Raw genomic sequence first — 23,759 nt, 5'->3', positions numbered from 1 at the left:
CTGCTCCCTCTTGTTGTCTACTCCGGTCAACCCTTCCTGAGGCTGGCCTTTCAGATAAACAGATCAATAATGGCACCGGGCTCAAGGGGCCTGCCGGATGCGTTCACTAAAGTCGTCGCCAGCTCACTCAGGTTTTGTCCCTGCTCAGACGCAGCAACTGATTGGGCGCCCTGAGCAGCAGAAGAGGTTGAGGTTTCTTCCGCTGGGGACACCTGACCTGGTGTATTTACTGGATTGGGTGCTGCGCTGTCGCGAGGCGGACTGGATTCTGTATTGCGCGCAGGAAACTGCTGAACCGCCTGATAAACACTGGGAATATTCATGGAGCAACCTATGGTGTAGCGTTCAGATAACAGCTACACCAGAGTATAGACCAGCAGATAAAACTGTACAGTTACTGTACAGCCAGTTTATCCAGATCAAGATGAGTCGCCACGGCAGCCGGCTCTGGGGATGACAACCAGGGCACTTCACCCAGCAACGGTGCGCGTAACATGGCTTTCAGGCTCGCCATATTTTCCTCGTAACAGGCCATATCGGGATCAACCCGGTTTGCCACCCAGCCGGCCAACGGCAGACCATCACGGGCAATACTTTCTGCCGTCAGCAGGGCATGGTTAATACAGCCCAGCTTCATGCCGACCACCAAAATCACCGGCAGCTCGAGCAACCGGGGGACAGCCGCCAATGTTTCACGGTAACTGAGAGGAACACGCCAACCACCGGCACCTTCAATAATTGCCAGATCAGCACTCTGCATCAGGGCACCACGGCAGTACGCCGCGATACGATCTGCACTGAGCTGTCGCCGCAACTGCATGGCAGCAATATGCGGGGCGATTGGCGGTGCAAAACTGACCGGATTGACCTGATCGTAGCTCAGTTCAACCGAGGCGGTTTGCTGCAACAATAAGGCATCGCTGTTTCTGAGTCCGTCCGGGGTTTCTTCACAACCTGCCGCTATCGGTTTCAGGCCCAGCGTTTTCCAACCCCGGTTATTACCGGCCTGCAGCAAGCCTGCTGAGACCACCGTTTTACCGGCATCGGTATCGGTTCCTGTGACAAAATAAGCCTGTTTCGCCATGGAAAAGTCCTGTCAGAATGTGCGTTGAAAGACGAGATAGTAGACCTGATAAGTGGCCGGAAGTGTGTCGTCGTTGAGTCGCTGCGCCTCATAGGCGGCCCGAAACTGGCGGATCTGCTGCCGTCCGGTCAGACCCGTTGCCTGTCCCTGATTCACATTATGTGCACCCAGCTCTTTAAGTTCATCAGTCAGCTGTTTCAGTTGTGCATATTTCAGCAGCCTGATCTCCTCCTGCTGCTGGGTACAATGCAGGTTAGCAGGCAGATTATTCTGCAGATCTGCCAGCGGAATAAAACGATTCACATGGACAAAGTCATCTACAGAGGCCCAGGCCTGACGCAGCTCTTTTAAGGTATCAGGTCCCAGCGTCGCCACAACAAAATATCCATCGGGTTTCAGGACCCGGGACACTTCACTGAACAGCAGTGCTGGCTGTTCACACCACTGAATCGCCAGGCTGGAAAAAATCAGATCCACCGACTGATTCTGCAGCGGCAGCGCCTCTGCATCACCACAGAGCCACTGGGCATTCCGCAACGGCCTGTGCTTGCGCGCATACTGCAGCATGCCCTCGGCAAGATCCAGATTCAGCAAAGATGCATCAGGATATTGCGCCCTGAGTTGCTCGCCGAAATAGCCGGTACCGCAGCCAAGATCCATTACCACCTGCGGCGTAAACGCTGGCAAAAACTCACTTAACCGCCCGCCAACAGAACGCTGCAGCTCCGCTACCCGGTCATAACTGTCGGCCGCACGACTGAAGGAATCCGCGACCCGCTGCTTTTTCAGGCGCTGCGATTCAACCAACGGGTCTCTCCAGAAAGGCTTTCAGGTCCTGACAAAACAGATCCGGGTGAGACAGGAATGGCAGGTGACCCGCACCTGAATAGAGATGAGAGAACCGACCGGTTAGCGAGGCGCAGGCCTGCGCTACCGACTGAGGCACCAGCTGATCACGTTCACCAAAGATCTGCATCACAGGCATGCTGAGTTTTGCCAGCAGCTCACGACAATCCTCGCGGAGCAATTGCAGGGTTTGCGGCAACATCGCGTGGGACAGTGACTGCTGGATCTCGCGTAACTGTTTCAGGGTTTCTTTGCCCGCTTCAGCGCCCTGCGTTTGCAGCATCATAAATCGGGTCAGGGTTTTTGCAGGCTGATCCTGCAATGCAGTTTCAAACCCGGCGAAAACAGCTTCCTCCATGGCACAGTCCCAGTCGTCACACTGCACAAAACAGGGATTTGAAGCCACAGTAACCAGCCGTTCAACCCGTTCAGGAGCCGCAGCAGCACAGGCCAGTGCCAGCTGCCCGCCAAGGGACCACCCCAGCCAGTTGGCTGTTTCAGGCGCGGCAGATAATAACGCATCCACCACAGAGCTGAGGGTCAGGGGCTCTGGCAGCGCAGGCGACCGACCAAGCCCCGGCAGGTCGATCAGCGTGAGACTATAACGACGAGAGAGCTCAGGTAGCAGCGGCTGCCAGATATCACTGCTCATGCCCCAACCGTGTAATAACACCAGTTCTGGCGCACCCTCATTTGGGTAGGATTCCGTGTAGAGTTTCATCGGGTAGCACTCTCCAGTGCGTCCAGCAGACGATCCACCTGCTCTTCCGTATGCACAGCTGACAGAGTCACCCGTAACCGGGCTGTGCCCTGTGGCACAGTCGGCGGCCGGATAGCGCCAACAAAAATATCCTGTGCTTCCAGATTCTGGCTGATCTGCATGGCCCGGGCGGCATCACCAATGACGATCGGCTGGATGGGGGTAAAGGAATCCATCAGGGTCAGGCCAAGCTGTTCACAGCCTTTGCGGAACTGACCTACCAGTGCATTGAGCTTATCACGTCGCCAGTTTTCTTCTCTCAGCAGACGCAGGCTGGTCAGCGTCGCCGCGGCCACAGCGGGTGGCATACTGGTGGTATAGATATAGGTACGGGCAAACTGGATCAGGGTTTCAATCAGTTCTTCACTGCCCGCCACAAAGGCTCCAGCGGTGCCAAAGGCTTTACCCAGGGTGCCTACAAGCACCGGCACGTCATCCATGCCCAGATTGAAATATTCAACACAGCCGCCGCCCTGCTGGCCCAGACAACCAAAACCATGGGCATCATCTACCATCAGCCATGCCCCTGCCGCCTTCGCCGCGGCGGCCAGTTCAGGCAGGTTGCCCAGGTTGCCATCCATACTGAAGACACCGTCGGTGACCACCAGTTTACGACGCGCCTCGGTCCTGGCCAGTTTCTGCGCCAGACTTTCAGGATCATTATGCAGGTAACGTTGAAAACGGGCGCCACACAGTAAACCCGCGTCCAGCAGAGAAGCATGATTCAGACGGTCTTCAAACACAGCATCCTGCTTGCTGAGCAGCGCATTGACCGCACCCAGATTAGCCATATAACCGGTGGAAAACAGCAACGCTCTTGGCCGGCCGGTAAACTCTGCCAGCGCTTCTTCCAGTGCGTGATGCGCCTGACTGTGGCCATTCACCAGATGTGAAGCTCCGCCACCGACACCATACTGGTTAGCCGCGTCCTGCAGAGCACGAATAACCTCGGGGTGATTGGCCAGCCCCAGATAATCATTGGAGCAAAACGCCAGACAGCGGCGGCCATCCACCAGCACTTCAGGGGCCTGTGGAGACTGAAGGGTACGACGTTCACGGTAAAGTGACGCTTCTTTGCGGGCTAACAGATCAGCGCCCAGCGTATCAAAGGACATCGGGTAACTCGTACAGATTAAAAGGGGCACGGCTGTGCCCGTTCATTAAGCTTCGTAGAAGTGCGTGTTGTCTTGCTGCTTCTGCAGGTTATTGAGCAACGCGGCTTCCTGCGTATCATCGGATTCAGAGATACGCTGCTCCGGATTGATACCCAGGCGCTTGAACAACTGCAGGTCGCGGTGTGTTTCCGGGTTCGGCGTAGTCAGCAGACATTCACCGTAGAAAATCGAGTTAGCCCCGGCAAAGAACGTCATCGCCTGCATCTCATCGCTCATTTTTTCGCGACCGGCAGACAGACGCACATGGGATGCCGGCATCATGATACGCGCTACCGCGATGGTACGGATAAAGTCCAGCGGGTCGAGATCTTCCACGTTTTCCAGCGGAGTCCCCTCAACCTTAACCAGCATATTGATCGGCACGCTTTCCGGCTGTACCGGCATGTTAGCCAGCTGGCAGAGCAAACCAATACGGTCAGTCTGGGTTTCACCCATGCCGAGAATACCACCGCTACAGATCTTCATGCCTGAGTCACGCACGTTTTGTAGCGTATCCAGACGATCCTGATAGGTACGGGTGGTGATGATCTTGTCGTAGAACTCAGGCGAGGTATCCAGATTGTGGTTGTAATAATCAAGACCGGCTTCAGCCAACTGACCCGCCTTGTCCTGATCCAGCATACCCAGGGTCATGCAGGTCTCCAGACCCAGTGCTTTCACCTGCTTTACCATCTCTACAACATACGGCATATCTTTGTCAGAGGGATGTTTCCAGGCGGCGCCCATACAGAAACGGGTAGAACCGGTGGCTTTAGCCTGTTTGGCCTTTTCAATCACCGCTTCCACTTCCATCAGCCGCTGCTTTTCCAGGCCTGTATTATAATGACCGCTCTGCGGACAATATTTACAATCTTCAGGACAAGCGCCGGTTTTGATCGATAGCAGAGTACTGACCTGAACTTCGTTTGGATTAAAGTATTGACGATGCACGGTTTGCGCACGGAAGAGCAGATCGTTAAATGGCAGATCCAGCAGGGCTTTGACTTCGGCTTCAGTCCAGTTGTGTCGAATCTCGGCGTTAGCTTGCATCGTAAGGTATTCCTCGAATATCAGCAGCCCGGAGTGATGGGAGTGGTGGCTGCATGTATAGAGGCCATTTTATAATGACAGAAGGAGCTGTCAACCAATGACTTTCCTATACGAGAACTGCTGTTTATTTTATAAGCAGTGTATTTTCTGTCACGGCCGCTGCTATTCGGCCGAAAGTATCTGCCCCGGCTGTCGTGTCGACCTGCCCTGGCCGGGTTCCACATGCCAACGCTGCGCCTTGCCGCTGTCACTTAACAGCCCTGCACTCTGTGCCGACTGTATCAAACATCCACCCAGCTTCGACCAGGTATCTGCGCTGCTGTTATATAAATTTCCCATTGATCACTGCATCCAGCGGATTAAAAGCCGTGGACAACCAGGCTATCTGGGGCATCTTGCGCAACTGGCCAAACAACATTTTCAGGACCAGCCCAGACCTGATTGCCTGATACCGATTCCCATGCACTGGTTAAGCCAGCAGCGCCGGGGGTTCAATCAGTCCTCTCTGCTGGCTGACTGTTTAGGCAAGTTACTTAACATCCCGGTGCACAAAGATCGGTTGATAAAAACAACGGCCACCGAGCAACAGCACAGACTGAGTAAAGCCGCCCGGCAAAAAAATCTGAAAGGTGTGTTTCAATGCAGAGGCAACATCAGCTCTCATGTTGTGTTAATCGACGATGTAATGACCACCGGTGCGACGCTGAACGAAGCCAGTCGGGTACTCAAGCAGCAGGGTGCACAACGGGTAGATGCCTGGGTACTCGCTCGCACCCCCTGATGTGCAGATCACAAAAGCCACCTACAATGGACATAGACACCGCTGTAATGAGTGCAACTTAATGGATCTAGAGACAATTTCAGGACTGCTTGGGGGCTTAGCCCTGTTTATGCTGGGTATGCAGTTAATGACCGAAGGGCTCAAACAGGCTGGAGGCCGGCAACTGAAAACGATTCTTCAATCCGGCACCAAGTCTGACTGGCGCGGCTTCTGTTCGGGCACTCTGATTACCGCCATGGTGCAATCCTCCAGCGCTGTGACTGTCGCCACCATCGGTTTTGTCAATGCAGGTCTGCTAAACCTCAGACAGTCCATATCTGTCATTCTGGGCTGCAATCTGGGCACCACGGCCACCGGCTGGCTGGTTGCCCTGATCGGCTTCAAGGTGGCCACCCATCTGTTTGCCCTCCCTCTGGTGACACTGGGCATGGCCCTGCGACTGGCAGGAGGGCATCGCAAGATTGCACATCTGGGTACAGCTCTGGCCGGATTTGGCCTGTTTTTTGTCGGTCTGGACCTGCTGAAAACAGCGCTTGAGAGCATCGAACAAACCATCAGTCTGCAGGCCGAAGCTACCGGCATCCTGGGGCTGCTCAGTGCATTGATGGCAGGTTTTGTGCTGACCCTGCTGATGCAGTCTTCTTCAGCGGCGATGGTGGTGATACTGTCGTTGATCGCCAGCACTGCCTTACCCGTCAGCATGATGGCGGCCGCCGTCATTGGCGCTAATCTGGGCACTACTTCGACAGCAGTGTTGGCTGTCATAGGTGCAACCGTTAATGCAAAACGCATTGCCGCGGTACATGTGCTGTTTAATCTCATCACCGGGCTGATCGGCTTCCTGCTCCTGATTTCATTACGACAACAACTGGATCAGCTCCCTGAGCACAGAGATCCGGTGATACTGCTGGCCGCCTTCCACAGCGTCTTTAATGTGTTGGGTATTATCCTGTTCTGGGGCCTGATCCCCCGTCTCAGTCAGCTGTTGCTGAAGTGGTTCCGCACCCAAAGTGAAACACTGTCCGAGCCACAATATCTGGATCGCAACATTCTTCCGACCCCCAGCCTGGCCCTTGAAGCCATGAGTCAGGAACTGGCCCGGGTCAGCCAGCACACCTCCAGACTGGCACGGGAAGCAATAAGCACTGAAGCCTCAAACATTGCCCGGCTGGAACAGGAGCGTGATGCCATCCTGGAACTCTGTAGCCATATCATTGAGTACAACCAGAAAATCGCCCGTGAAAGCCTGTCAGATGAAACCAGCACCCTGCTGCCTGTAGCCCTGCGAGTTACCCGGTATTACGGCCATATCGCACAGTTGGCTGCACGACTGCCGCAATACTATGACGTTCTGAATTCACTGGCCGATCAGTCACTGACACATCAGCTGATTGAATATCAGCAAGCCGCCATCCAACTCATCGACAGCTGTGAAATCACTCCAGATCGTTGCGAAACCAGCGCGCCTCACCAGCAATTTCTACAGCTGGAAAAACATTACCAGCGGCTCAAAAACAGCGTACTGGAATGGACCGTTGCCGGTCACCTGTCCACCACCGACAGCCTTGAGCTGCTCGACAGTCTCAGTCAGATACATCAACTGAGCCAGCAGGTGGAAAAAGCAGCCCGTTACTGGAGCAGCATGTTGCCAATGCAACACCGCCAGCCAACCGTGCATGACCCTGTGCATAGCGACTGATAAAATACCCGCATCACTTGCGACAGATACCCTTATGCAAAACCACTACAGCATCACCCCCATCGCCCGGGTTCACAGTCCATATCGACAAAAATTCGGTATCCCGCGGCAACCCAGACTCGCCACCCGAATTATCAGCCAGATAGAACTTTTGCCGGGTTTTAACCGTCAGGAGATGGTGCGTGGCCTGGAACACTGTACCCATATCTGGCTGCTGTTTATCTTCAGTGCCACTGCCGATCAGGGCTGGCGCCCCACTGTGCAACCCCCGCGTATGGGTAAAAAGCGTTATGGCGTGTTTGCCACCCGCTCACCTTTCCGGCCCAACCCAATCGGCATGTCAGCGGTCAAACTAGAAAAGATTGAACAGACAGACGGCAAACTGACCCTGCATGTCAGTGGGGCTGATCTGTTGGATGGCACCCCCATCATCGATATAAAGCCCTACCTGCCCTATTCTGATTGTGTGGCTGAAGCGCGATTTGATCTGGTTGAACAGATAGGCGAATTGGATCTGCCGGTGGTGTTCGCTGAACAGGCGCAGCAGCAGTGCAAAATCCTGGCAGCCAAGATAGAGGAACCCCTGGAAGCTCAGATCACCGAACTGTTACGTTGCGACCCACGCCCGGCCTATGATCGTGAGGATGAGGACCGGGTGTTTGGTGTGCAGCTGCATGACCTGAACATCCGTTTTTGTATCCGGCGTACTGAAATTGAAGTTCAGGACGTATCGCCCCTGATTCCCGGCACCCACTGGAGCGAGGTAACCCAAAACTCATGAAAAGAATCTATATAACCCTTGCCCTGATGATGCTTACATTTTCTGCAGTGACTTCAGCCGAAGAGTCGCCAATACCCGAGCACTGGCAACTATGGCTGCAACAACTGCCTGAATTAATGCAGCAGCAGTCTGATACCAGCAAGATTTACCTGAAGAATTACATGCAGTGCATGGATGATCAGCAAGCGCTGAAACAGGATCCGGACCAATCCCTGGTGGATGCTCTGAAAAATGCCCTGGATTCAGGCGAAGCCTGCCAGCCACTGCTGGAAGCCTGGCTGGAAGCCCTGAAATCGGCCTCATCTGCCAACGAATCCAGACCGGAAAAATCCCTCTGAATCTCTTCGTAAACATTTGACTAAAGTTTAACCAGATATTATATTGCACCGCAACAAACAGACTCAAACTGCGTGAGTTACACGCAACCGAGGCAAGCATGTGCATGATCGAAAATCTGGAGCAATATGAAAATTTGATCGGTAATGCAGCTGCCCTCTGGGACAGCTACATTGAGCAGATCTATGAAGCAAAAGATATGCAGCAGTGGCTAGGCGCCACACACTGGTATGCCGACGCCTGCAGTTCTTTAATGCGCGATTCAATCATGCACATCTCTGTGAGCAATAACGCTTAATCCAGTAATCCAGACTGAAATAACGCCCACCTCCGGTAAAAAACAGACTGAACAACATGACAAAATAGGTGATCGCAAATTCGATCCCGTTGTTCAACATGGCAACAGAGCCATGTTCTGTTAACCAGTTGTAGTTACCGTGCTCACGCAGTATGTCCCGCGCGACAGCAAGACGTTCAGAGGCTGCCATGACCCGGTCATTGGCCAGCCAGCTGCTGGCATCGGTGATTGCCAGCCAGCCATTGGGCCAATGCACCGCAAACGCAGCTACCAGCATGGTCACCATCAACGGAATGCTCACCCAACGCACGCCAAGACCAACAATCAACAGAATGGCACCAAAAAACTCCGTACCCGCTGCCAGTGCCGCCATCAATTCCGGAAATGGCAGACCCAGACCCCAGTCGGGATTACCAAACCAGGCCGCGGTATCTTCAAAATGCGAGAGTTTATTCCAGCCCGCCTGCATCAGTACCGGGGCCAGATAGAGCCGTAAAAGCAATGGTGCCAGACCCTCTGCACAACGGGTCATATCAAGTGTTTGCTGCAGTTTGCAGGCAAAACGCGCAATCGGGTTAGCCATGACAGGCCTCCTTGATCAATTAAAATTCCCTGAATCTGGTCTCAAATGCGAGTACCCAATACGATGCCTGCTGAACGCAACTGTTCCAGTGTCTGCAGGCCGCCCTGTATCACCACTTCAGGCGAAGGGTGCTGCATCTCGGCAGCAATCTGTTCGAGCGCGGCCAGGCCACTTAGCTGTTCATCTTCAGACAGCAGATATAACAACCGCCCGGTAACCGGATTCACCTCCATGAATTTGACCCGATCTTCACGGTTTCGGTACACCAGCAGAAAACTCGGAGTCGCAGTGGGTTCCTGTGGCTGAAAATCACGGCTGATCTGATGCACCGGATACTGATAAGACAACAGCCAGGCCAGTGGCGATTGCACCGGATGGGCAGACAACAGATCACCATTGGCATCCACATCATTCAGCGGCAGGGTTTCCTGTGAGATATCCAGCGCCAATTCAACCCACTCATAGTGCATCAGCTCCAGCAGGAACGGCATGCCCTCAGGATGCAGCGCAGGGTGCGCCTCCATAAACGCCATTAGCTCCTGCCCAAGCTCAAGAAAATAAGGTGTCTTGCAATGATGGTTAACAAAAAATGCGCGAATCAACGCCAGCCAGTCCGGTTCAGATAACAAACTGCGCAAAACCGGAAAGTTATTTGCCAGCATGCCTTCCACGTTATTGAAGAACAATTCCGAATAAATTTTCATCCGCCGCGGTTCTATCGCGTCGGGAATGGCTGCCACTTCCGGGTCTCGGATGTGACCGGCAAAGGCATATTGCAGCTGTTGAAAACGGGGCAGATCAGGCGACGGTTTTTGCATGACGGTTCTGCCATTTGGTTTGATATTGAACGATGGTATCCACTTCCTGCATGAGTTCAGGCAGAGGCGGTATATTAAAATCACGCTCCAGCAGGGTTGGCACCACACCAAGGTGCTCGTAGGCCACGTCAAGCAACTGCCATACCGGGTCAACTACATTCGAACCATGGGTATCGACAATCAGATCTTCAGCTTCATTAAAATGCCCGGCAATATGCAGATACATCACCCGCTCCGGAGGCATGGCACGTAAAAACGCTTCAGCGTCATAGCGGTGATTCACGCTATTCACATAGATATTATTGATGTCGAGCAATAGCTGACAATCCGCCTCTTCAAGCACCGCCAGTAAAAACTCCTGCTCGGTCATCTCGGCACCGGGCGCGGCATAATAGGAGACATTTTCCATTGCCAGTGGACGCTCCAGCACTTCCTGCACCGTGCGAATTCGTTTGGCCACGTAATGTACCGCTTCTTCCGTGAACGGAATCGGCATCAGGTCATACAGATGACCATCATCCGAGCAGTAACTCAGGTGTTCTGAATAGCCACGGATATTATGTTCCGCAAAAAAGGTTTTCAGACCTCTCAGAAAGTCCATATCCAGCGGCGTCGGACCTGCGATTGAAAGAGACAAACCATGGGCCATAAAGGGGAATCGCTGTGTGTATTCCTGAAACACCCTGCCCATGCGCCCACCCAGCGTCATCCAGTTTTCCGGGGCAACTTCCAGAAATCCAAACGGTGGGTTTTCCAGGTTGATTAACTCGTCCAGCATGCAACGCCTGAAACCTAGCCCTGCGCCACTCACTGGATAATTATTCTGTTTCATCCCTGCCACCTCGGGTTTTGAAGAAAAAAGCCCTGCAATGCAGGGCTTAGACATTGCGTGAAATTATTTCTTTTCACCGCACTTAGCTTCACCGCATTTGCCTTCTTCGGCTTTTTTGCTTTCGCCACATTTAGCTTCAGCTTTTTTCTCGCCACAAGAAGCTTCTGCTTTTTTCTCACCGCAAGAGCCTTCAGCTTTTTTCTCACCACAAGAGCCTTCAGCTTTTTTCTCGCCGCAAGAACCTTCAGCTTTTTTGCTTTCGCCGCACTTGGCTTCAGCCAACTGCTGGTAACCAGAAGAAAGCTCGGAAGTCGCAAACGGATTTTCAGCCGCATTCGCAACAGGGGTCATCGCCATACCCGCAATAAAGGCAGCACCGATTGCAGCAACTACAGGTTTTACATGAGTCATTTTAGCCATTTTTTTAGTTCCTTCTTTCAATGAATATGTTGTGTTAAAGCATCTAAACCTGCCACGTCAACTTCGCCGGTTCCATCCACACCTGCCGAAGTGTCTGGCAGGACAACCTGAGTGATGGGCTGTCTGAGCAAAACTGGTCCAGGAGTCATCGTTGACCGGTTGACCAGCGTCCTTACAGGTTTTTTAGCTTCAGGGCGTTGTACGTGTCATTCCTGATAATAGAGCATGTGCTTAAGTAATTGTTCCAACACAGAATCAACCTTTACAAAACCTTTAAGAAACTCACTGACAAACCAATCACCGGTTGCACGCTTGCAGATCAGCGCCTGTCAGGCTCTAATGGGCATCGTTTCTGCTGCTTTATCGCTCACACAGTCAGGTTCCATCATGTCCCAGCTTTCTTCTGTACAACTCGCATTTGACCAACAGCATATCTGGCATCCCTATTCATCGATGATCAATCCGCCCGCCACCTATCCGGTTGTGGCAGCTTCGGGCGTGCATCTGACGCTGGATGATGGTTCACAACTGATTGACGGCATGGCTTCATGGTGGTCGGTAATCCACGGTTATAATCACCCTGTGCTGAATCAGGCCGCCCATGAACAGATCGACCGGATGTCCCATGTGATGTTTGGGGGCTTAACCCATCCGCCTGCGATTGAACTGTGCCAACGCCTGGTGACAATGACACCAGCGCCACTGGACAAAGTATTTTTAGCCGATTCAGGCTCCGTCGCAGTGGAAGTTGCTCTGAAAATGGCAATTCAGTACTGGCACGCCCGCGATCTGCCGCAAAAACATAAATTTCTGACACTGCGAAACGGCTACCATGGCGATACCTTTGGCGCCATGGCCGTGTGTGATCCGGTGACAGGTATGCATCAGATTTTCAGCGGTGTATTACCACAACACTATTTTGCGCCAGCGCCACAAATCGGCTTTGATCAACCCTGGGATCAATCCGATATCGCTCCTCTGCAAACGTTGCTGGAACAACACCATTCCGAGATTGCTGCACTGATTCTGGAACCGGTCGTACAGGGTGCCGGCGGCATGCGCTTTTATTCACCCGAATACCTGAAAGCAGCCCATGCGCTCTGTCGCGAATACAATGTGTTGTTGATCGCCGATGAGATCGCCACCGGCTTTGGTCGCAGCGGTAAACTTTTTGCCTGTGAACATGCCGGGATCTGCCCGGACATTCTCTGTGTTGGCAAAGCTCTCACCGGGGGTTACATGACCCTTGCCGCAACACTGACCACCACTGCAATCGCAGAAACAATCTCAGCCGGTGGTGCGGGCTGTTTCATGCATGGCCCGACGTTTATGGGCAACCCTCTGGCCTGCGCTGTTGCCGGTGCGAGCCTGAAGTTACTTGATGAACAGGACTGGCAGTCTCAGGTCACACGCATTGAATCAGGTCTGCGACAGGGTCTGGCACCGGCACGCGAGCTGAAAGGAGTCAAAGAAGTGAGAGTACTGGGCGCCATCGGTGTGGTTGAACTTGAGGAACCGGCAGACAATAGAGTGCTGCAGCCCATGCTGGTCAATGCCGGCATCTGGGTGCGGCCATTTGGCAAACTGGTTTATGTGATGCCACCCTATGTTATGCCGGACGAAACTCTGGCGAAACTGACAAGTGCGATGGTACACGTCCTGCAAAACTACCTGCACAAATGAGGTAAATAATGGCCCGTATTAAGCTTGAAATGCCCAAACATTTCACCTTCAGTACCACCCTGGCGGTTAGGATCAGCGACATCAACTATGGCGGACACCTCAGCAATGATGCGATTCTGTCCATGATTCATGAGGCCAGAATTCGTTTTCTGGCGCAGTACCAGTACACCGAAATGGACATTGAGGGCAGTAGCCTGATCATGAGTGACTCAGCCATTGTCTACCGCTCTGAAGGTTTCCACGGCGACCAGATTCAGATTGATGTGGGCGTGCAGGATTTCAACAAGTACGGTTGTGATTTCTACTATCTGCTGAGTAACAAAGCGACCGCCGTGGAGGTGGCTCAGGCCAAAACCGGCATTGTGTTTTTTGATTATTCGACGCGCAAGGTGAGACCGGTGCCGGAAGCCTTTAAAGCACGGCTGGAAAAGCAGGCCTGAGGCCTACTCCATATCCGCATACTGGGCATAGACATCCGGTGCCAGATTTTCAAACCGGGTGTGTTTGCCGATAAACGCCAGTTTGGTCGTCCCGATCGGACCATTACGCTGTTTACCGATGATAATCTCGGCAATGCCTTTCTGCTCGGAATCCTCGTTATAGACCTCATCCCGGTAGATGAACATGATGACGTCAGCATCCTGCTCGATCGCACCGGATTCACGCAGATCCGAGTTTACCGGACGTTTATTGGGACGTTGCTCCAGTGATCGGTTTAGCTGCGACAGCGCCACCACCGGACATTGCATCTCTTTTGCCAGCGCTTTCAGAGAGCGGGAGATTTCAGAAATTTCCGCGGTACGGCTTTCAACGCCACCGGTTTTCAGCTGCATCAATTGCAGGTAATCCACCATGATCATGGCGATATCACCATGTTCACGCACAATACGTCGTGCCCGCGCCCGCATCTCATTCGGGCTGATACCCGCCTGATCATCAATAAACAGAGGCTTATCGCGCAGCATATTGACGGCTGTAGTCAGCCGCGGCCAGTCTTCTTCTTCAAGTGCCCCGGTACGCACCCGGGTCTGATCGATACGCCCCAGAGAGGAGAGCATACGTGTAATCAGCTGTTCTGCCGGCATCTCAAGACTAAATACCAGAATCGGTCGGTCTGACGCCATCAGGGCGTTTTCAACCAGGTTCATGGCAAAGGTAGTTTTACCCATGGACGGACGCGCCGCCACGATGATCAGATCCGAAGGCTGCAAACCGGCTGTGCGTTTATCCAGATCATCAAAACCAGTGGTCACACCGGTGAGATCGCCATCACTGTTAAACAGCTGATCGATCTTATCGACGGCTTTTTTAAGCAGGGTGTTCACCCCGACGGGGCCACCCTGATTCGGGCGGTTTTCGGCGATCCGGAAAATTTTCTGCTCCGCATCGTTCAGAATCTCTTCTGATGCCCGGCCTTCAGGATTAAAAGCATTTTCGGAGATCTCATGCGCCACATTGATCATCTGCCGCAGCAGGGCACGATCACGCACGATCTCTGAATAAGCACGGATATTCGAAGCACTCGGGGTGTTCTTGGCAAGATCAATCAGATAATCCAGACCACCGGCACTCTCCAGTGCACCGGTGCGGTCCAGCTCTTCAGAAAGCGTCACCACATCCAGCGGTTTGCTGGCGTTTACCAGCTTTTGCAGGGTGCGAAATATATGCCGGTGTTCCTGCCGATAGAAGTGCTCTTCCATCACCACTTCAGACACGGTATCCCAGGCATTGTTGTCCAGCATCAAGCCACCCAATACCGACTGCTCTGCCTCCAGAGAGTGCGGCGGGGCTTTAATATTGGCCAGATCGGCTTCTGTTATTTTCGTGTATTCCATGCGGGTCTACCTGACTGACTACTGCAACTACATACCTGCCGCTTTCAAACCTGACAGGCATAAAAAAAGCACTGCGCAGTATTCTACGCAGTGCTTTAGTGTACTGTCTAACTAAACTGATTGCTTAGGCTTCGCCAACAATCGCCAGTTTAACAGTGGTAGTCACTTCTGGGTGCAGCTGCAGATCTACATCGAACTGACCGATGTTACGCAGAGTACCTTCTGGCAGGCGAACTTCGCTTTTGCAAACGTCCTGACCAGCAGCGGTAATCGCTTCAGCAATGTCAGCAGTACCAACAGAACCGAACAGTTTACCTTCTTCACCGCACTTGGCAGTGATGGTTACTTCTTTGCCTTCCAGCGCTTCAGCACGTGCTTTTGCGTTAGCCAGTTTTTCAGCAGCAGCGGCTTCCAGTTCAGCGCGACGCTCTTCAAACTTAGCTACGTTGTCAGCTGTAGCAGGAACAGCTTTACCCTGAGGCAGCAGGTAGTTACGACCGAAACCGCTTTTTACGGTTACCTTGTCACCGAGGCTACCCAGCTTACCGATTTTCTCGAGCAGAATAACTTCCATCTCGTTAACCTCTATTTGTTCTGCAACAACGGTTGCAGTCCTAGTTCTTGACTGGCAGGCGACTGCGAATATCAACAAAACTGTCGAGCACAGCCGCTACAACCAGCAGCAAAATCATATACGGTCCGAAAAATGCGACTGCGAGGTAAAAACCCACCAGCCAGGACCGACCTAAATCGCGTTTAGCGACACTACCGTGGATCAATGCAATGCCACAGATTATCCAGGGCAACAGCAACAACGGTAACCAGCGCCAGATTTCGAGGCCCAACTGAGCACCCAGTACCAACCCTGCCAGCAGCAGCGCGGTGTAGGCTGGCGGCAGTTTCAAACCATAAAACTCCTGCGCAAACCCACCCGGGTTATACAATCCAGCCTGCCAGGCCCGCGCCAGTATTAAACTGAGCAACACCATGGCGGTATGGACCGCACTCAGACCACCAACCAGAATCGCATGCAGCGCATCTTCGGTCAGTAGCGTTTCAGCCTCAGCACCGGTGGATGACTGTGCCAGCAATTGCCGGGTCATCTCGACCATTTGGCCGATCACTCCACTCAGTACCGTTTCCAGCAACAGGGCCATCAATGCACCAAGTGGCAGCGCCAACATCAGTACCCGAGGCCAGGACACCGTCTCGCGGAGGATGATTGCAAGCACATAGGTACCTGTAATCACCACCAGCGGTGTCGGGTCTCCGCTGTAAGCCCAGACGCCGGCAGGCAGTAATGCCCACACCAGCAATCCGGCACCGTCACCCGCGCCTCTTCGCAGAGTCACCAGAGCAACGGCTGCTGCACTGATCCAGTAAAGCAGTGGCAGCAAGGCGGCAATAACCGCCACAAGCGCCGCATGTTTACGGCCTCGCATGACCAGTTCAGCCAAGGCTCGCATGCGACTTTAATACCTCTTACTGATGGCTATCAGTGTACGGCAGCAGGGCCACAAAACGCGCACGTTTGATGGCAGTAGCCAGCTGACGCTGGTAACGGGCTTTAGTACCAGTGATACGGCTAGGTACGATTTTGCCAGTTTCAGTGATGTAGCCTTTCAGGGTATCCAGATCTTTGTAATCGATCTCTTGAACACCTTCAGCCGTAAAACGGCAGAACTTACGACGACGGAAAAAACGAGCCATTTTTATATCTCCTCAGATTCGGTCTTATTCTGCGTCGTCGCCAGAGGCGTCGTCATCAGAATCGGCGTCCACTTGATCTTCAGCAACTTCAGCAGTGCGTTCTTCACGACGAGGTTTACGCTCTTCGCGGGCTTCTGCGGCTTTGATTGGAGACACTTCAGTAACAGCAGCTTTACGACGGATAGTCATGTTACGCAGAACGGCATCGTTGTAGCGGAACAGGTTTTCCAGTTCGTCCAGAGTTTCCTGATCAGTTTCAACGTTCATCAGGATGTAGTGTGCTTTGTGAGCGTTGTTGATTGGGTACGCCAGCTGACGACGGCCCCAGTCTTCCAGACGATGGATTTTACCGTTAGCACCTTCAATCAGGGCGGTGTAACGCTCAACCATCGCAGGAACCTGCTCACTCTGGTTCGGGTGAACCAGGAAAAGAATTTCATAATGACGCATAGTAGCTCCTTTCGGGTTAATAGCCCCCGGATTATCAGATAACCGGAAGCAAGGAGATTGGATGTTCTCCAAAGGACGCGTGATTCTACGCTTGTTGTTCGGGTTATTCAACCCGGCATTAATCGCAAAACAGGCGGGATCTGAAGGGGTATGAATAAAAAAACCGGTGCCTGAGGCTAAAGCTGCTGAACGCACCCGTCCAGCAATAAAAAAGGGCCGCATCACGCCCTCTGAGGTAACCACGCAAGAAGGCCGCTTCGGCTTCGCCCTGACAAACATTCTGATAGGGGAGATCCGCCCAGCCCGCTTCAAAACCGGAAGACTCGGTGCAGAAGTCGGCCAGCCCCTGCTGGCGTCCCGCAAGATAGGCGTTAGCATCAGGTTCTATGAAAAACTCAGCGCAGTCAGACTGGTATGTTTCAAGCCGGGTTGCGGGATAACCGCGCTTACCATCCTGTTCGCCAAGTTTTTGCCAGTCACTCAGCTCACATTGCTGCTGATTGAGACTGGCGCAACCGCTCAGAATAAAAGCCCCCAGAATGAGGGCTGTCGAACGTGACATTGACCTTCTCCGTACGTATGAAACGTTACGGTTTCAGTATAGGTCAGTGCCTTCAGGCAACTTCGATAATTTCAAAGCTGTGGGTAATCTCTACGCCGCCTTTTTCCAGCATCAGCGAGGCTGAGCAGTATTGTTCAGCTGACAACTGAACCGCTCTGGCGACTTTTTTCTCATTCAGATCACGACCAGAGACTATAAATTTCACATGGATTTTGGTGAACACAGCCGGGACCGCATCGGCACGTTCTGCTTCAATTTCAGCGACACAATCCACTACATCCTGACGGGTTTTTTTCAGGATACCCACCACGTCGTAACTGGTGCAGCCACCCAGACCCAGGAGTATCAGTTCCATGGGACGCGGGCCCTGTTTCAGTTCGCCATCTATCATGACCTTGAAACCGGAACCGGAGGTGCCTTCAAAACGGACGTCACCGTCCCATTTAACCTGTGCATTCATATTGCTCATCCGGCTACTTTCTCCAGAGAAAACAGTTGCTTCAGTTTGGCGCCCGGATCCGGGGCACGCATAAAGGCCTCACCCACCAGGAAGCTGTGCACACCATGAGCACGCATCGCCTGCACATCTTCAGGGTTATGGATACCGCTTTCAGTCACGACGATACGGTCGCTCGGGATCTGCGCCAGCAATTGATAGGTATTATCAAGGCTGACTTCAAAGGTATTGAGATTGCGGTTATTGATACCAATAAGACGTGTATTAAGCGTCAGGGCACGTTGCAATTCATCCGCACCATGCACCTCTACCAGCACATCCATACCGAGGCTGACCGCCAGGTCGTTGAGTTCTTTAAGCTGTGGGTCAGACAATGCAGAAACAATCAGCAGAATACAGTCAGCACCAATAGCACGGGCTTCGTACACCTGATAAGGATCAACGATAAAATCCTTACGAATCACCGGCAACTGACAGGCTGCACGCGCCTGCTGCAGGTAGGTTTCACTGCCGTGAAAAAAATCTTTATCGGTCAGAACGGACAAACAGGAAGCTCCGCCAGCCTGATAGGAACGGGCGATTTCTGCCGGATCAAACGGATCGCGCAGCAGTCCTTTAGAGGGACTGTGTTTTTTGGCTTCAGCAATAACCGCTGGGAAACCCGCCGCCAGCGCATGTGCCATGCTATCGACAAATCCGCGCGGGTCAAAAGCACTGCCCTGCTGGTCAGCAATCCGCTGTTTCAGGTCCGCAATTGAGCAGTTCTGCTGGCGTTCAGCGACCTCTTCCGCCTTGCGGGCGAGGATTTTTTTCAGAATGGTCGGAGTATCAGACATGAATCACTTCTTTATTCAGTAACAAGAGACTGGCTGAACTGAGCCAGCTCTGCCATTTTTGCTGCCGCGGCACCGGATTGAATCACCTCGCGTGCCTTGGCCACACCGGCAGCGATGGAATCAGCCAGATCCGCTGCATACAGAGCAGCACCGGCATTCAGGGCAATCATATTGGCGGCTTTCAGATTTTCACCGGCAAAGGCTGCACGGATCAGGGCCAGACTTTCATCCGAGGAATTCACCTGCAGACCATCCAACGACTCGAGTTCAAGCCCGGCATCATTCGGCAGGAAACTGTATTCCGTTACTTCACCATCACGCAGTTCTGCAATATACGTAGTGCCTGCCAGACTGATTTCATCCAGACCTTCATCCGCATGCACCACCAGGGCATGTTTTGCACCCAGCTCCAGCAGCGCTTCCGCCAGCAAACGGCAGAGCTTGCGGTCGAAGACGCCGAGCAGATAGTGTTTAGCACCCGCCGGGTTGGTCAGCGGACCCAATACGTTAAACAGGGTCCGCAGCGCCATCTCTTTACGCGGACCGATCGCATGTTTCATCGCGCTGTGGTGCTGTGGTGCGAACATAAAGCCGACACCCACCTCATCAATACAACGGCCGATCTGCTCGGGAGTGAGATCCAGCTTGATCCCGGCCGCTTCCAGCAGATCGGCAGAGCCGGAGCTTGAGGACACTGAACGGTTACCGTGCTTAGCAACATGTCCACCAGCCGCCGCCACTACCATGGCGCTGGCACTGGATACATTAAACAGATTGGCACCATCACCACCGGTACCAACAATATCTACCGCATTTTCAGCCTGAATATTCACGGGCACAGCCAGTGAGCGCATCGCTGCAGCGGCGCCACTGATCTCGGCTACGGTTTCGCCTTTCATACGCAGACCAATCAGCAATCCGCCAATCTGCGCATCCGTCGCCTGACCCGTCATGATCTGCTGCATCACCTGCTGCATCTCTGCTTTGTTCAGGTCCCTGTGTTCAACAAGGGTCGCCAGTGCCTGTTTGATATCCATTTTATTCCTCTTTCTGGCGGTTTAACGGCTGCGACGGAGAAAGTTCGCCAGCAACTCATGGCCCTGTTCAGTCAGAATCGATTCCGGATGAAACTGAACACCTTCAATATCCAGCGTTTTATGGCGCACACCCATGATCTCATCAATAGATCCGTCTGCATTCTGGGTCCATGCAGTGATTTCCAGACAATCAGGCAGTGACGCCTGCTCGATCACCAGGGAGTGATAACGGGTGACTTCAACAGGGTTATTTAAACCGGCAAACACACCCTGGTTTTTGTGATAAACCGGTGAGGTTTTACCGTGCATGACCTGTTTGGCACGTACAATTCTGCCACCAAACGCCTGACCGATACTCTGGTGACCCAAACAGATACCCAGAATAGGCAGCTTACCGGCAAAACGCTCAATCGCCGGCACAGAAACTCCCGCTTCATTGGGCGTACAAGGGCCTGGCGAAATAACCAGCTGTTCAGGTTGCAGCGCTTCAATCTGGTCAAGGGTGATTTCATCATTGCGATACACCTGAACCTCAGCACCCAACTCACCCAGATACTGCACCACGTTGTAGGTGAAAGAGTCATAGTTGTCGATCATCAACAGCATGGAAAAAGATACTCCCGAGATGGTTCCGTGACCGGTTATTATGCCTGATCGTTCAGATTCAAGCGGGCAATGTTAGCATAAAACCTGAGCGGCGGGAGGTCAGAGAAGCGACATTAAAACGTCATAATCTACTGTAACCATCACACCCAATTTTTTACAAAGTGCCACACACCAGACTACCCATGAAAGAACATGTTGCTGCTACTGATCTCAGCCAAGCGCGCCAGATTTTCTGGATCTTTCTGCGCCTGGGCTGCACCTCTTTTGGCGGTCCTATAGCTCACCTGGCCTATTTTCATCAGGCCTTTGTTCGCGACCGGCGCTGGCTTTCAGAACAGGCTTACTCAGAACTGGTCGCACTCTGTCAGTTTTTACCCGGCCCGGCCAGCAGCCAGGTCGGTTTTGCTCTCGGCCAGCTACGCGGTGGAACCGCTGGCGCAGTGGCCGCCTGGCTTGGTTTTACACTGCCTTCGGCTATTCTGATGACCGCAGCAGGCATGGGCCTGATCCACTTAGCAACGGCTCTGCCTGAGGGCCTGATCGCCGGCCTGAAAATTGTGGCCGTTGCTGTTATTGCGCAGGCTGTCTGGGGCATGAGTCAACCACTCTTGCGCGACTACCGCCGCCTGACATTGCTATTTTTATCCACGCTGTGCATGCTGATCTTGCCTGCCAGCTGGACACAACTGACACTGATTGTCATCGCGGGTCTGCTGGGCGCCTACCTATTAAATCAAGCTCAAAACTCCGCCCCCTGCCCACCCGTCAGGATCAACCGGCTCACCTCGACCCTGGCCCTGCTGTTGTTTATAACCCTGCTGTGCCTGTTACCCCTGATAGCCGCCATAGCGGGCACAAACTGGCAACTGGCCCATGGTTTTTTTCAGAGTGGCGCCCTGGTGTTTGGCGGAGGCCATGTTGTGCTGCCTCTGCTCGACAGTGCACTGGTGCAGAGCGGATTATTAAGCAACGATGATTTTCTGACCGGTTACGGGCTGGCTCAGGCAATGCCCGGCCCGCTGTTCACAGTCGCCGCATTTTACGGTGCCATAATCGAGTCAGGCCCGGGCGGTATCGGCGGCAGCCTGCTGGCGCTCTGCATGCTATTTTTACCCGGATTATTGCTGGTATGGGCTGTGTTACCCCATTGGGCCAGCCTGCGTTCCCGCCCCCGCATCGCGGCGGCTCTTCTGGGCGTCAACGCTGCCGTCACCGGTCTTTTGCTGGCAGCGCTTTACCAGCCGGTCTGGATAAATTCTGTGACCGGACCTACCGAACTGGTTCTGGCCGTTGTCGCGTTTCTGGCTCTGACATTGGGCAAACAGCCCCCCTGGCGGGTGGTGCTGCTCTGCCCGATGCTGGGGTGGCTGCTACTGTAATCTGGTTACAGGTTGTCCAGGCCCTGTTCCACCATAGCCACGGCACTGAAAATGGCCCGACCCTTGTTCATGGTCTCTTTCCACTCAAGGCGCGGGATTGAATCAGCGACAATACCGGCACCCGCCTGAATATGCAGCACCTCATCCTTGATAACAGCCGTGCGGATTGCAATCGCCGTATCCATATTGCCGTTCCAGGAGAGATAACCTACCGCGCCGCCATACACTCCGCGTTTCACCGGTTCCAGCTCGTCAATAATTTCCATGGCACGCACTTTGGGTGCGCCACTCAACGTGCCCGCTGGCAGCGTTGCACGCAGTACGTCCATCGCAGTCACATCCGGTTTAAGACGACCATTAACGTTAGAAACGATATGCATCACGTGTGAATAACGCTCAATCACCATCTTATCCGTGAGTTCCACACCACCGACTTCAGCCACCCGCCCAACATCATTTCGGCCCAGATCGATCAGCATCAGATGTTCTGCAATCTCTTTCGGATCGGCCAGCAACTCCTGTTCCATGGCCAGGTCCTCTTCCGGTGTGGCACCGCGTTTACGGGTACCGGCAATGGGCCGCACACTGACCACGCCGTTTTCTACCCGGGCGAGAATCTCCGGTGAAGAGCCCACCACATGAAAGTCCTCAAGGTTGAGGGCATACATATAGGGTGAGGGATTTAAACAACGCAGCGCACGATAAAGATCGAGCGGTTTACTGCTGAAAGGAATCGACATGCGCTGGGAGATAACGCACTGCATGATATCGCCATCCAGCACATAATCCTTGATCCGGCTGACCGCATCCTGAAACGCCTGTTCACCAAAGCTGGATTTGAACTCCGATTCTTCCACGGTGCGAATAGCACTCTGTGGTGTTTCCTCGAACGGGATAGCTGAGCGCAACTGATTCACCAGCTCATTCAGACGGCTCTGTGCTTTATCAAACGCACCAGCTTCAGCCGGGTCTGCATGCACAATCAGAATCAGCTTGCCTTTGAGGTTATCAAACACCACCAGCTCATCCGACACCATCAGCAGGATATCCGGGGTATTCAGTACATCCACCGGACAGCTGTCCCGCAGACGTTTTTCGACATAACGTACGGTGTCATAACCGAAATATCCAACCAGACCGCCATTAAACAGCGGCAATCCTGGCAACTCAGGTACCCGGTAGCGCTGCTGAAACTGTTCGACAAACGCCAGCGGATCCTCATGCTGTAGCGATTCAACCACGTTGCCATCGGTGGTTACCGTAATCTGATCACCACAGGCCCGCAGCACGGTTCGACAGGGCAGCCCTATGATGGAATAACGGCCCCATTTTTCTCCGCCTTCTACAGACTCAAACAGATAACTGTAGGGCGCATTGGCCAGCTTCATATAGGTGGAAAGCGGCGTATCCAGATCCGCCAGAACCTCACGGATTACCGGAATTCGATTGTAGTGCTCTGCCGACAGGGCATTAAATTGTTCTTGGTTCATGCTGTTCTCTCTACGGCCCAACAGATACAGGGCTTAGCGAAAGGAGTAACCGGCGTTTAGCTAAAAAGTGATATAAAACAACGCCATTCAGAGACTGAGACACGAGATCCGTGCCCGATTAGTGACAGGTCCGCCATCGCCATGACAATCCGCACTGCGAGGCAGCGAGAGAAAAGACAGGATTGAATGTTGAACGGTTCATGGTAATGGGCGTTCTGCGTAATGTAAGAATGCCCAAACCATATAGCAGGCGGCGCTTCTAATCAACCGCC

At 53.2% G+C, this 23,759-nt stretch carries 29 protein-coding genes; 8 read left to right on the top strand and 21 right to left on the bottom strand.

Annotated features, from left to right (window positions below):
• Nucleotides 1-50: 50 nt before the first annotated feature.
• The 6 genes from P2G53_RS05370 to bioB all read right to left on the bottom strand — a co-directional run bounded on the left by P2G53_RS05370 (nucleotide 51) and on the right by bioB (nucleotide 4,894).
• A complete protein-coding gene (locus P2G53_RS05370) occupies nucleotides 51-323 on the bottom strand; it encodes a hypothetical protein (RefSeq protein WP_275814911.1) in 273 nt (90 codons plus the stop codon).
• A gap of 71 nt (nucleotides 324-394) precedes the next feature.
• A complete protein-coding gene (gene bioD / locus P2G53_RS05365; RefSeq protein WP_275814908.1) occupies nucleotides 395-1,084 on the bottom strand; it encodes a dethiobiotin synthase in 690 nt (229 codons plus the stop codon).
• Nucleotides 1,085-1,096: 12 nt separating this feature from the next.
• The gene (bioC, locus tag P2G53_RS05360; RefSeq protein ID WP_275814905.1) at nucleotides 1,097-1,891 is read right to left on the bottom strand and encodes a malonyl-ACP O-methyltransferase BioC; all 795 of its coding nucleotides are present in this window, start codon (nucleotides 1,889-1,891) and stop codon (nucleotides 1,097-1,099) included.
• Nucleotides 1,884-2,651: a pimeloyl-ACP methyl ester esterase BioH gene (gene bioH, locus P2G53_RS05355; RefSeq protein ID WP_275814902.1), complete on the bottom strand. Its 768-nt coding sequence runs from the start codon at nucleotides 2,649-2,651 to the stop codon at nucleotides 1,884-1,886. Before bioH ends, bioC begins: the two co-directional genes overlap by 8 nt.
• Nucleotides 2,648-3,805, bottom strand: coding sequence for an 8-amino-7-oxononanoate synthase (bioF, locus tag P2G53_RS05350; RefSeq protein ID WP_275814899.1), 1,158 nt, complete (start codon nucleotides 3,803-3,805; stop codon nucleotides 2,648-2,650). The genes bioH and bioF overlap by 4 nt, the downstream gene beginning before the upstream one ends.
• A 45-nt stretch (nucleotides 3,806-3,850) precedes the next feature.
• On the bottom strand, nucleotides 3,851-4,894 hold the full coding sequence (gene bioB, locus P2G53_RS05345) for a biotin synthase BioB (protein WP_275814896.1): 1,044 nt from the start codon (nucleotides 4,892-4,894) through the stop codon (nucleotides 3,851-3,853).
• Nucleotides 4,895-4,991: 97 nt separating this feature from the next.
• Here bioB and P2G53_RS05340 point away from each other — a divergent pair, with 97 nt between their 5' ends.
• The 5 genes from P2G53_RS05340 to P2G53_RS05320 all read left to right on the top strand — a co-directional run bounded on the left by P2G53_RS05340 (nucleotide 4,992) and on the right by P2G53_RS05320 (nucleotide 8,789).
• Nucleotides 4,992-5,675, top strand: coding sequence for a ComF family protein (locus P2G53_RS05340; protein ID WP_275814893.1), 684 nt, complete (start codon nucleotides 4,992-4,994; stop codon nucleotides 5,673-5,675).
• A 61-nt stretch (nucleotides 5,676-5,736) separates the two neighbouring features.
• The gene (locus tag P2G53_RS05335; protein WP_275814890.1) at nucleotides 5,737-7,374 is read left to right on the top strand and encodes a Na/Pi cotransporter family protein; all 1,638 of its coding nucleotides are present in this window, start codon (nucleotides 5,737-5,739) and stop codon (nucleotides 7,372-7,374) included.
• A gap of 34 nt (nucleotides 7,375-7,408) precedes the next feature.
• Entirely contained in the window at nucleotides 7,409-8,155 is a 747-nt protein-coding gene (gene tsaA, locus P2G53_RS05330) for a tRNA (N6-threonylcarbamoyladenosine(37)-N6)-methyltransferase TrmO (RefSeq protein WP_275814887.1), read from the top strand.
• Nucleotides 8,152-8,493, top strand: coding sequence for a hypothetical protein (locus P2G53_RS05325; protein WP_275814884.1), 342 nt, complete (start codon nucleotides 8,152-8,154; stop codon nucleotides 8,491-8,493). The genes tsaA and P2G53_RS05325 overlap by 4 nt, the downstream gene beginning before the upstream one ends.
• Nucleotides 8,494-8,597: 104 nt before the next feature.
• Nucleotides 8,598-8,789, top strand: coding sequence for a hypothetical protein (locus tag P2G53_RS05320; RefSeq protein ID WP_275814881.1), 192 nt, complete (start codon nucleotides 8,598-8,600; stop codon nucleotides 8,787-8,789).
• Here P2G53_RS05320 and P2G53_RS05315 read toward each other — a convergent pair.
• The 4 genes from P2G53_RS05315 to P2G53_RS05300 all read right to left on the bottom strand — a co-directional run bounded on the left by P2G53_RS05315 (nucleotide 8,758) and on the right by P2G53_RS05300 (nucleotide 11,463).
• Nucleotides 8,758-9,372 (bottom strand): DoxX family protein, encoded by a 615-nt coding sequence (locus P2G53_RS05315; protein ID WP_275814878.1) that lies wholly within the window; start codon nucleotides 9,370-9,372, stop codon nucleotides 8,758-8,760. The genes P2G53_RS05320 and P2G53_RS05315 overlap by 32 nt on opposite strands.
• A 41-nt stretch (nucleotides 9,373-9,413) precedes the next feature.
• Nucleotides 9,414-10,190: a putative DNA-binding domain-containing protein gene (locus P2G53_RS05310; RefSeq protein ID WP_275814875.1), complete on the bottom strand. Its 777-nt coding sequence runs from the start codon at nucleotides 10,188-10,190 to the stop codon at nucleotides 9,414-9,416.
• Nucleotides 10,171-11,022 (bottom strand): DUF692 domain-containing protein, encoded by an 852-nt coding sequence (locus P2G53_RS05305; protein WP_275814872.1) that lies wholly within the window; start codon nucleotides 11,020-11,022, stop codon nucleotides 10,171-10,173. Before P2G53_RS05305 ends, P2G53_RS05310 begins: the two co-directional genes overlap by 20 nt.
• A 63-nt stretch (nucleotides 11,023-11,085) precedes the next feature.
• Nucleotides 11,086-11,463 (bottom strand): hypothetical protein, encoded by a 378-nt coding sequence (locus P2G53_RS05300; protein WP_345799199.1) that lies wholly within the window; start codon nucleotides 11,461-11,463, stop codon nucleotides 11,086-11,088.
• Nucleotides 11,464-11,829: 366 nt separating this feature from the next.
• Here P2G53_RS05300 and bioA point away from each other — a divergent pair, with 366 nt between their 5' ends.
• Complete coding sequence (gene bioA / locus P2G53_RS05295; protein ID WP_275814869.1) at nucleotides 11,830-13,125, top strand: adenosylmethionine--8-amino-7-oxononanoate transaminase; 1,296 nt, start codon at nucleotides 11,830-11,832, stop codon at nucleotides 13,123-13,125.
• 8 nt (nucleotides 13,126-13,133) lie between these two features.
• A complete protein-coding gene (locus P2G53_RS05290; RefSeq protein WP_275814866.1) occupies nucleotides 13,134-13,565 on the top strand; it encodes a thioesterase family protein in 432 nt (143 codons plus the stop codon).
• Between the two features lie 3 nt (nucleotides 13,566-13,568).
• On the opposite strand, the gene dnaB is transcribed toward P2G53_RS05290, so the two are convergent.
• The 10 genes from dnaB to P2G53_RS05240 form a co-directional block, all read right to left on the bottom strand.
• The gene (dnaB, locus tag P2G53_RS05285) at nucleotides 13,569-14,960 is read right to left on the bottom strand and encodes a replicative DNA helicase (protein WP_275814863.1); all 1,392 of its coding nucleotides are present in this window, start codon (nucleotides 14,958-14,960) and stop codon (nucleotides 13,569-13,571) included.
• A 124-nt stretch (nucleotides 14,961-15,084) separates the two neighbouring features.
• Nucleotides 15,085-15,534, bottom strand: a complete 450-nt coding sequence (gene rplI, locus P2G53_RS05280; protein WP_275814860.1) for a 50S ribosomal protein L9 — start codon at nucleotides 15,532-15,534, stop codon at nucleotides 15,085-15,087.
• A gap of 40 nt (nucleotides 15,535-15,574) precedes the next feature.
• Nucleotides 15,575-16,426: a hypothetical protein gene (locus tag P2G53_RS05275; RefSeq protein ID WP_275814857.1), complete on the bottom strand. Its 852-nt coding sequence runs from the start codon at nucleotides 16,424-16,426 to the stop codon at nucleotides 15,575-15,577.
• Between the two features lie 16 nt (nucleotides 16,427-16,442).
• Nucleotides 16,443-16,670 carry a 30S ribosomal protein S18 gene (gene rpsR, locus P2G53_RS05270; protein WP_007020960.1) on the bottom strand — a complete coding sequence of 76 codons (228 nt, stop codon included), beginning with the start codon at nucleotides 16,668-16,670 and terminating at the stop codon, nucleotides 16,443-16,445.
• A gap of 24 nt (nucleotides 16,671-16,694) precedes the next feature.
• A complete protein-coding gene (gene rpsF, locus P2G53_RS05265) occupies nucleotides 16,695-17,120 on the bottom strand; it encodes a 30S ribosomal protein S6 (protein WP_275814849.1) in 426 nt (141 codons plus the stop codon).
• Nucleotides 17,121-17,238: 118 nt separating this feature from the next.
• The gene (locus P2G53_RS05260) at nucleotides 17,239-17,682 is read right to left on the bottom strand and encodes a DUF2799 domain-containing protein (RefSeq protein ID WP_275814846.1); all 444 of its coding nucleotides are present in this window, start codon (nucleotides 17,680-17,682) and stop codon (nucleotides 17,239-17,241) included.
• A 52-nt stretch (nucleotides 17,683-17,734) separates the two neighbouring features.
• Nucleotides 17,735-18,142, bottom strand: coding sequence for an OsmC family protein (locus P2G53_RS05255; protein ID WP_275815249.1), 408 nt, complete (start codon nucleotides 18,140-18,142; stop codon nucleotides 17,735-17,737).
• A gap of 5 nt (nucleotides 18,143-18,147) precedes the next feature.
• Nucleotides 18,148-18,975 (bottom strand): indole-3-glycerol phosphate synthase TrpC, encoded by an 828-nt coding sequence (trpC, locus tag P2G53_RS05250; RefSeq protein WP_275814843.1) that lies wholly within the window; start codon nucleotides 18,973-18,975, stop codon nucleotides 18,148-18,150.
• An 11-nt stretch (nucleotides 18,976-18,986) separates the two neighbouring features.
• The gene (gene trpD / locus P2G53_RS05245; protein ID WP_275814840.1) at nucleotides 18,987-20,012 is read right to left on the bottom strand and encodes an anthranilate phosphoribosyltransferase; all 1,026 of its coding nucleotides are present in this window, start codon (nucleotides 20,010-20,012) and stop codon (nucleotides 18,987-18,989) included.
• Nucleotides 20,013-20,033: 21 nt separating this feature from the next.
• Nucleotides 20,034-20,618 carry an aminodeoxychorismate/anthranilate synthase component II gene (locus P2G53_RS05240; protein WP_275814837.1) on the bottom strand — a complete coding sequence of 195 codons (585 nt, stop codon included), beginning with the start codon at nucleotides 20,616-20,618 and terminating at the stop codon, nucleotides 20,034-20,036.
• A 182-nt stretch (nucleotides 20,619-20,800) separates the two neighbouring features.
• Here P2G53_RS05240 and chrA point away from each other — a divergent pair, with 182 nt between their 5' ends.
• Nucleotides 20,801-21,997: a chromate efflux transporter gene (chrA, locus tag P2G53_RS05235; protein WP_275814834.1), complete on the top strand. Its 1,197-nt coding sequence runs from the start codon at nucleotides 20,801-20,803 to the stop codon at nucleotides 21,995-21,997.
• Between the two features lie 5 nt (nucleotides 21,998-22,002).
• On the opposite strand, the gene trpE is transcribed toward chrA, so the two are convergent.
• The gene (gene trpE, locus P2G53_RS05230) at nucleotides 22,003-23,487 is read right to left on the bottom strand and encodes an anthranilate synthase component I (RefSeq protein WP_275814831.1); all 1,485 of its coding nucleotides are present in this window, start codon (nucleotides 23,485-23,487) and stop codon (nucleotides 22,003-22,005) included.
• Nucleotides 23,488-23,759: the final 272 nt, after the last annotated feature.

Origin of the sequence: Neptuniibacter sp. CAU 1671, from assembly GCF_029222905.1 — a bacterium.
Classification (GTDB): domain Bacteria; phylum Pseudomonadota; class Gammaproteobacteria; order Pseudomonadales; family Balneatricaceae; genus Neptuniibacter.
The sequence above is the reverse complement of the archived record's forward strand: the minus strand, read 5'-3'. Positions and strand labels throughout refer to the sequence as shown.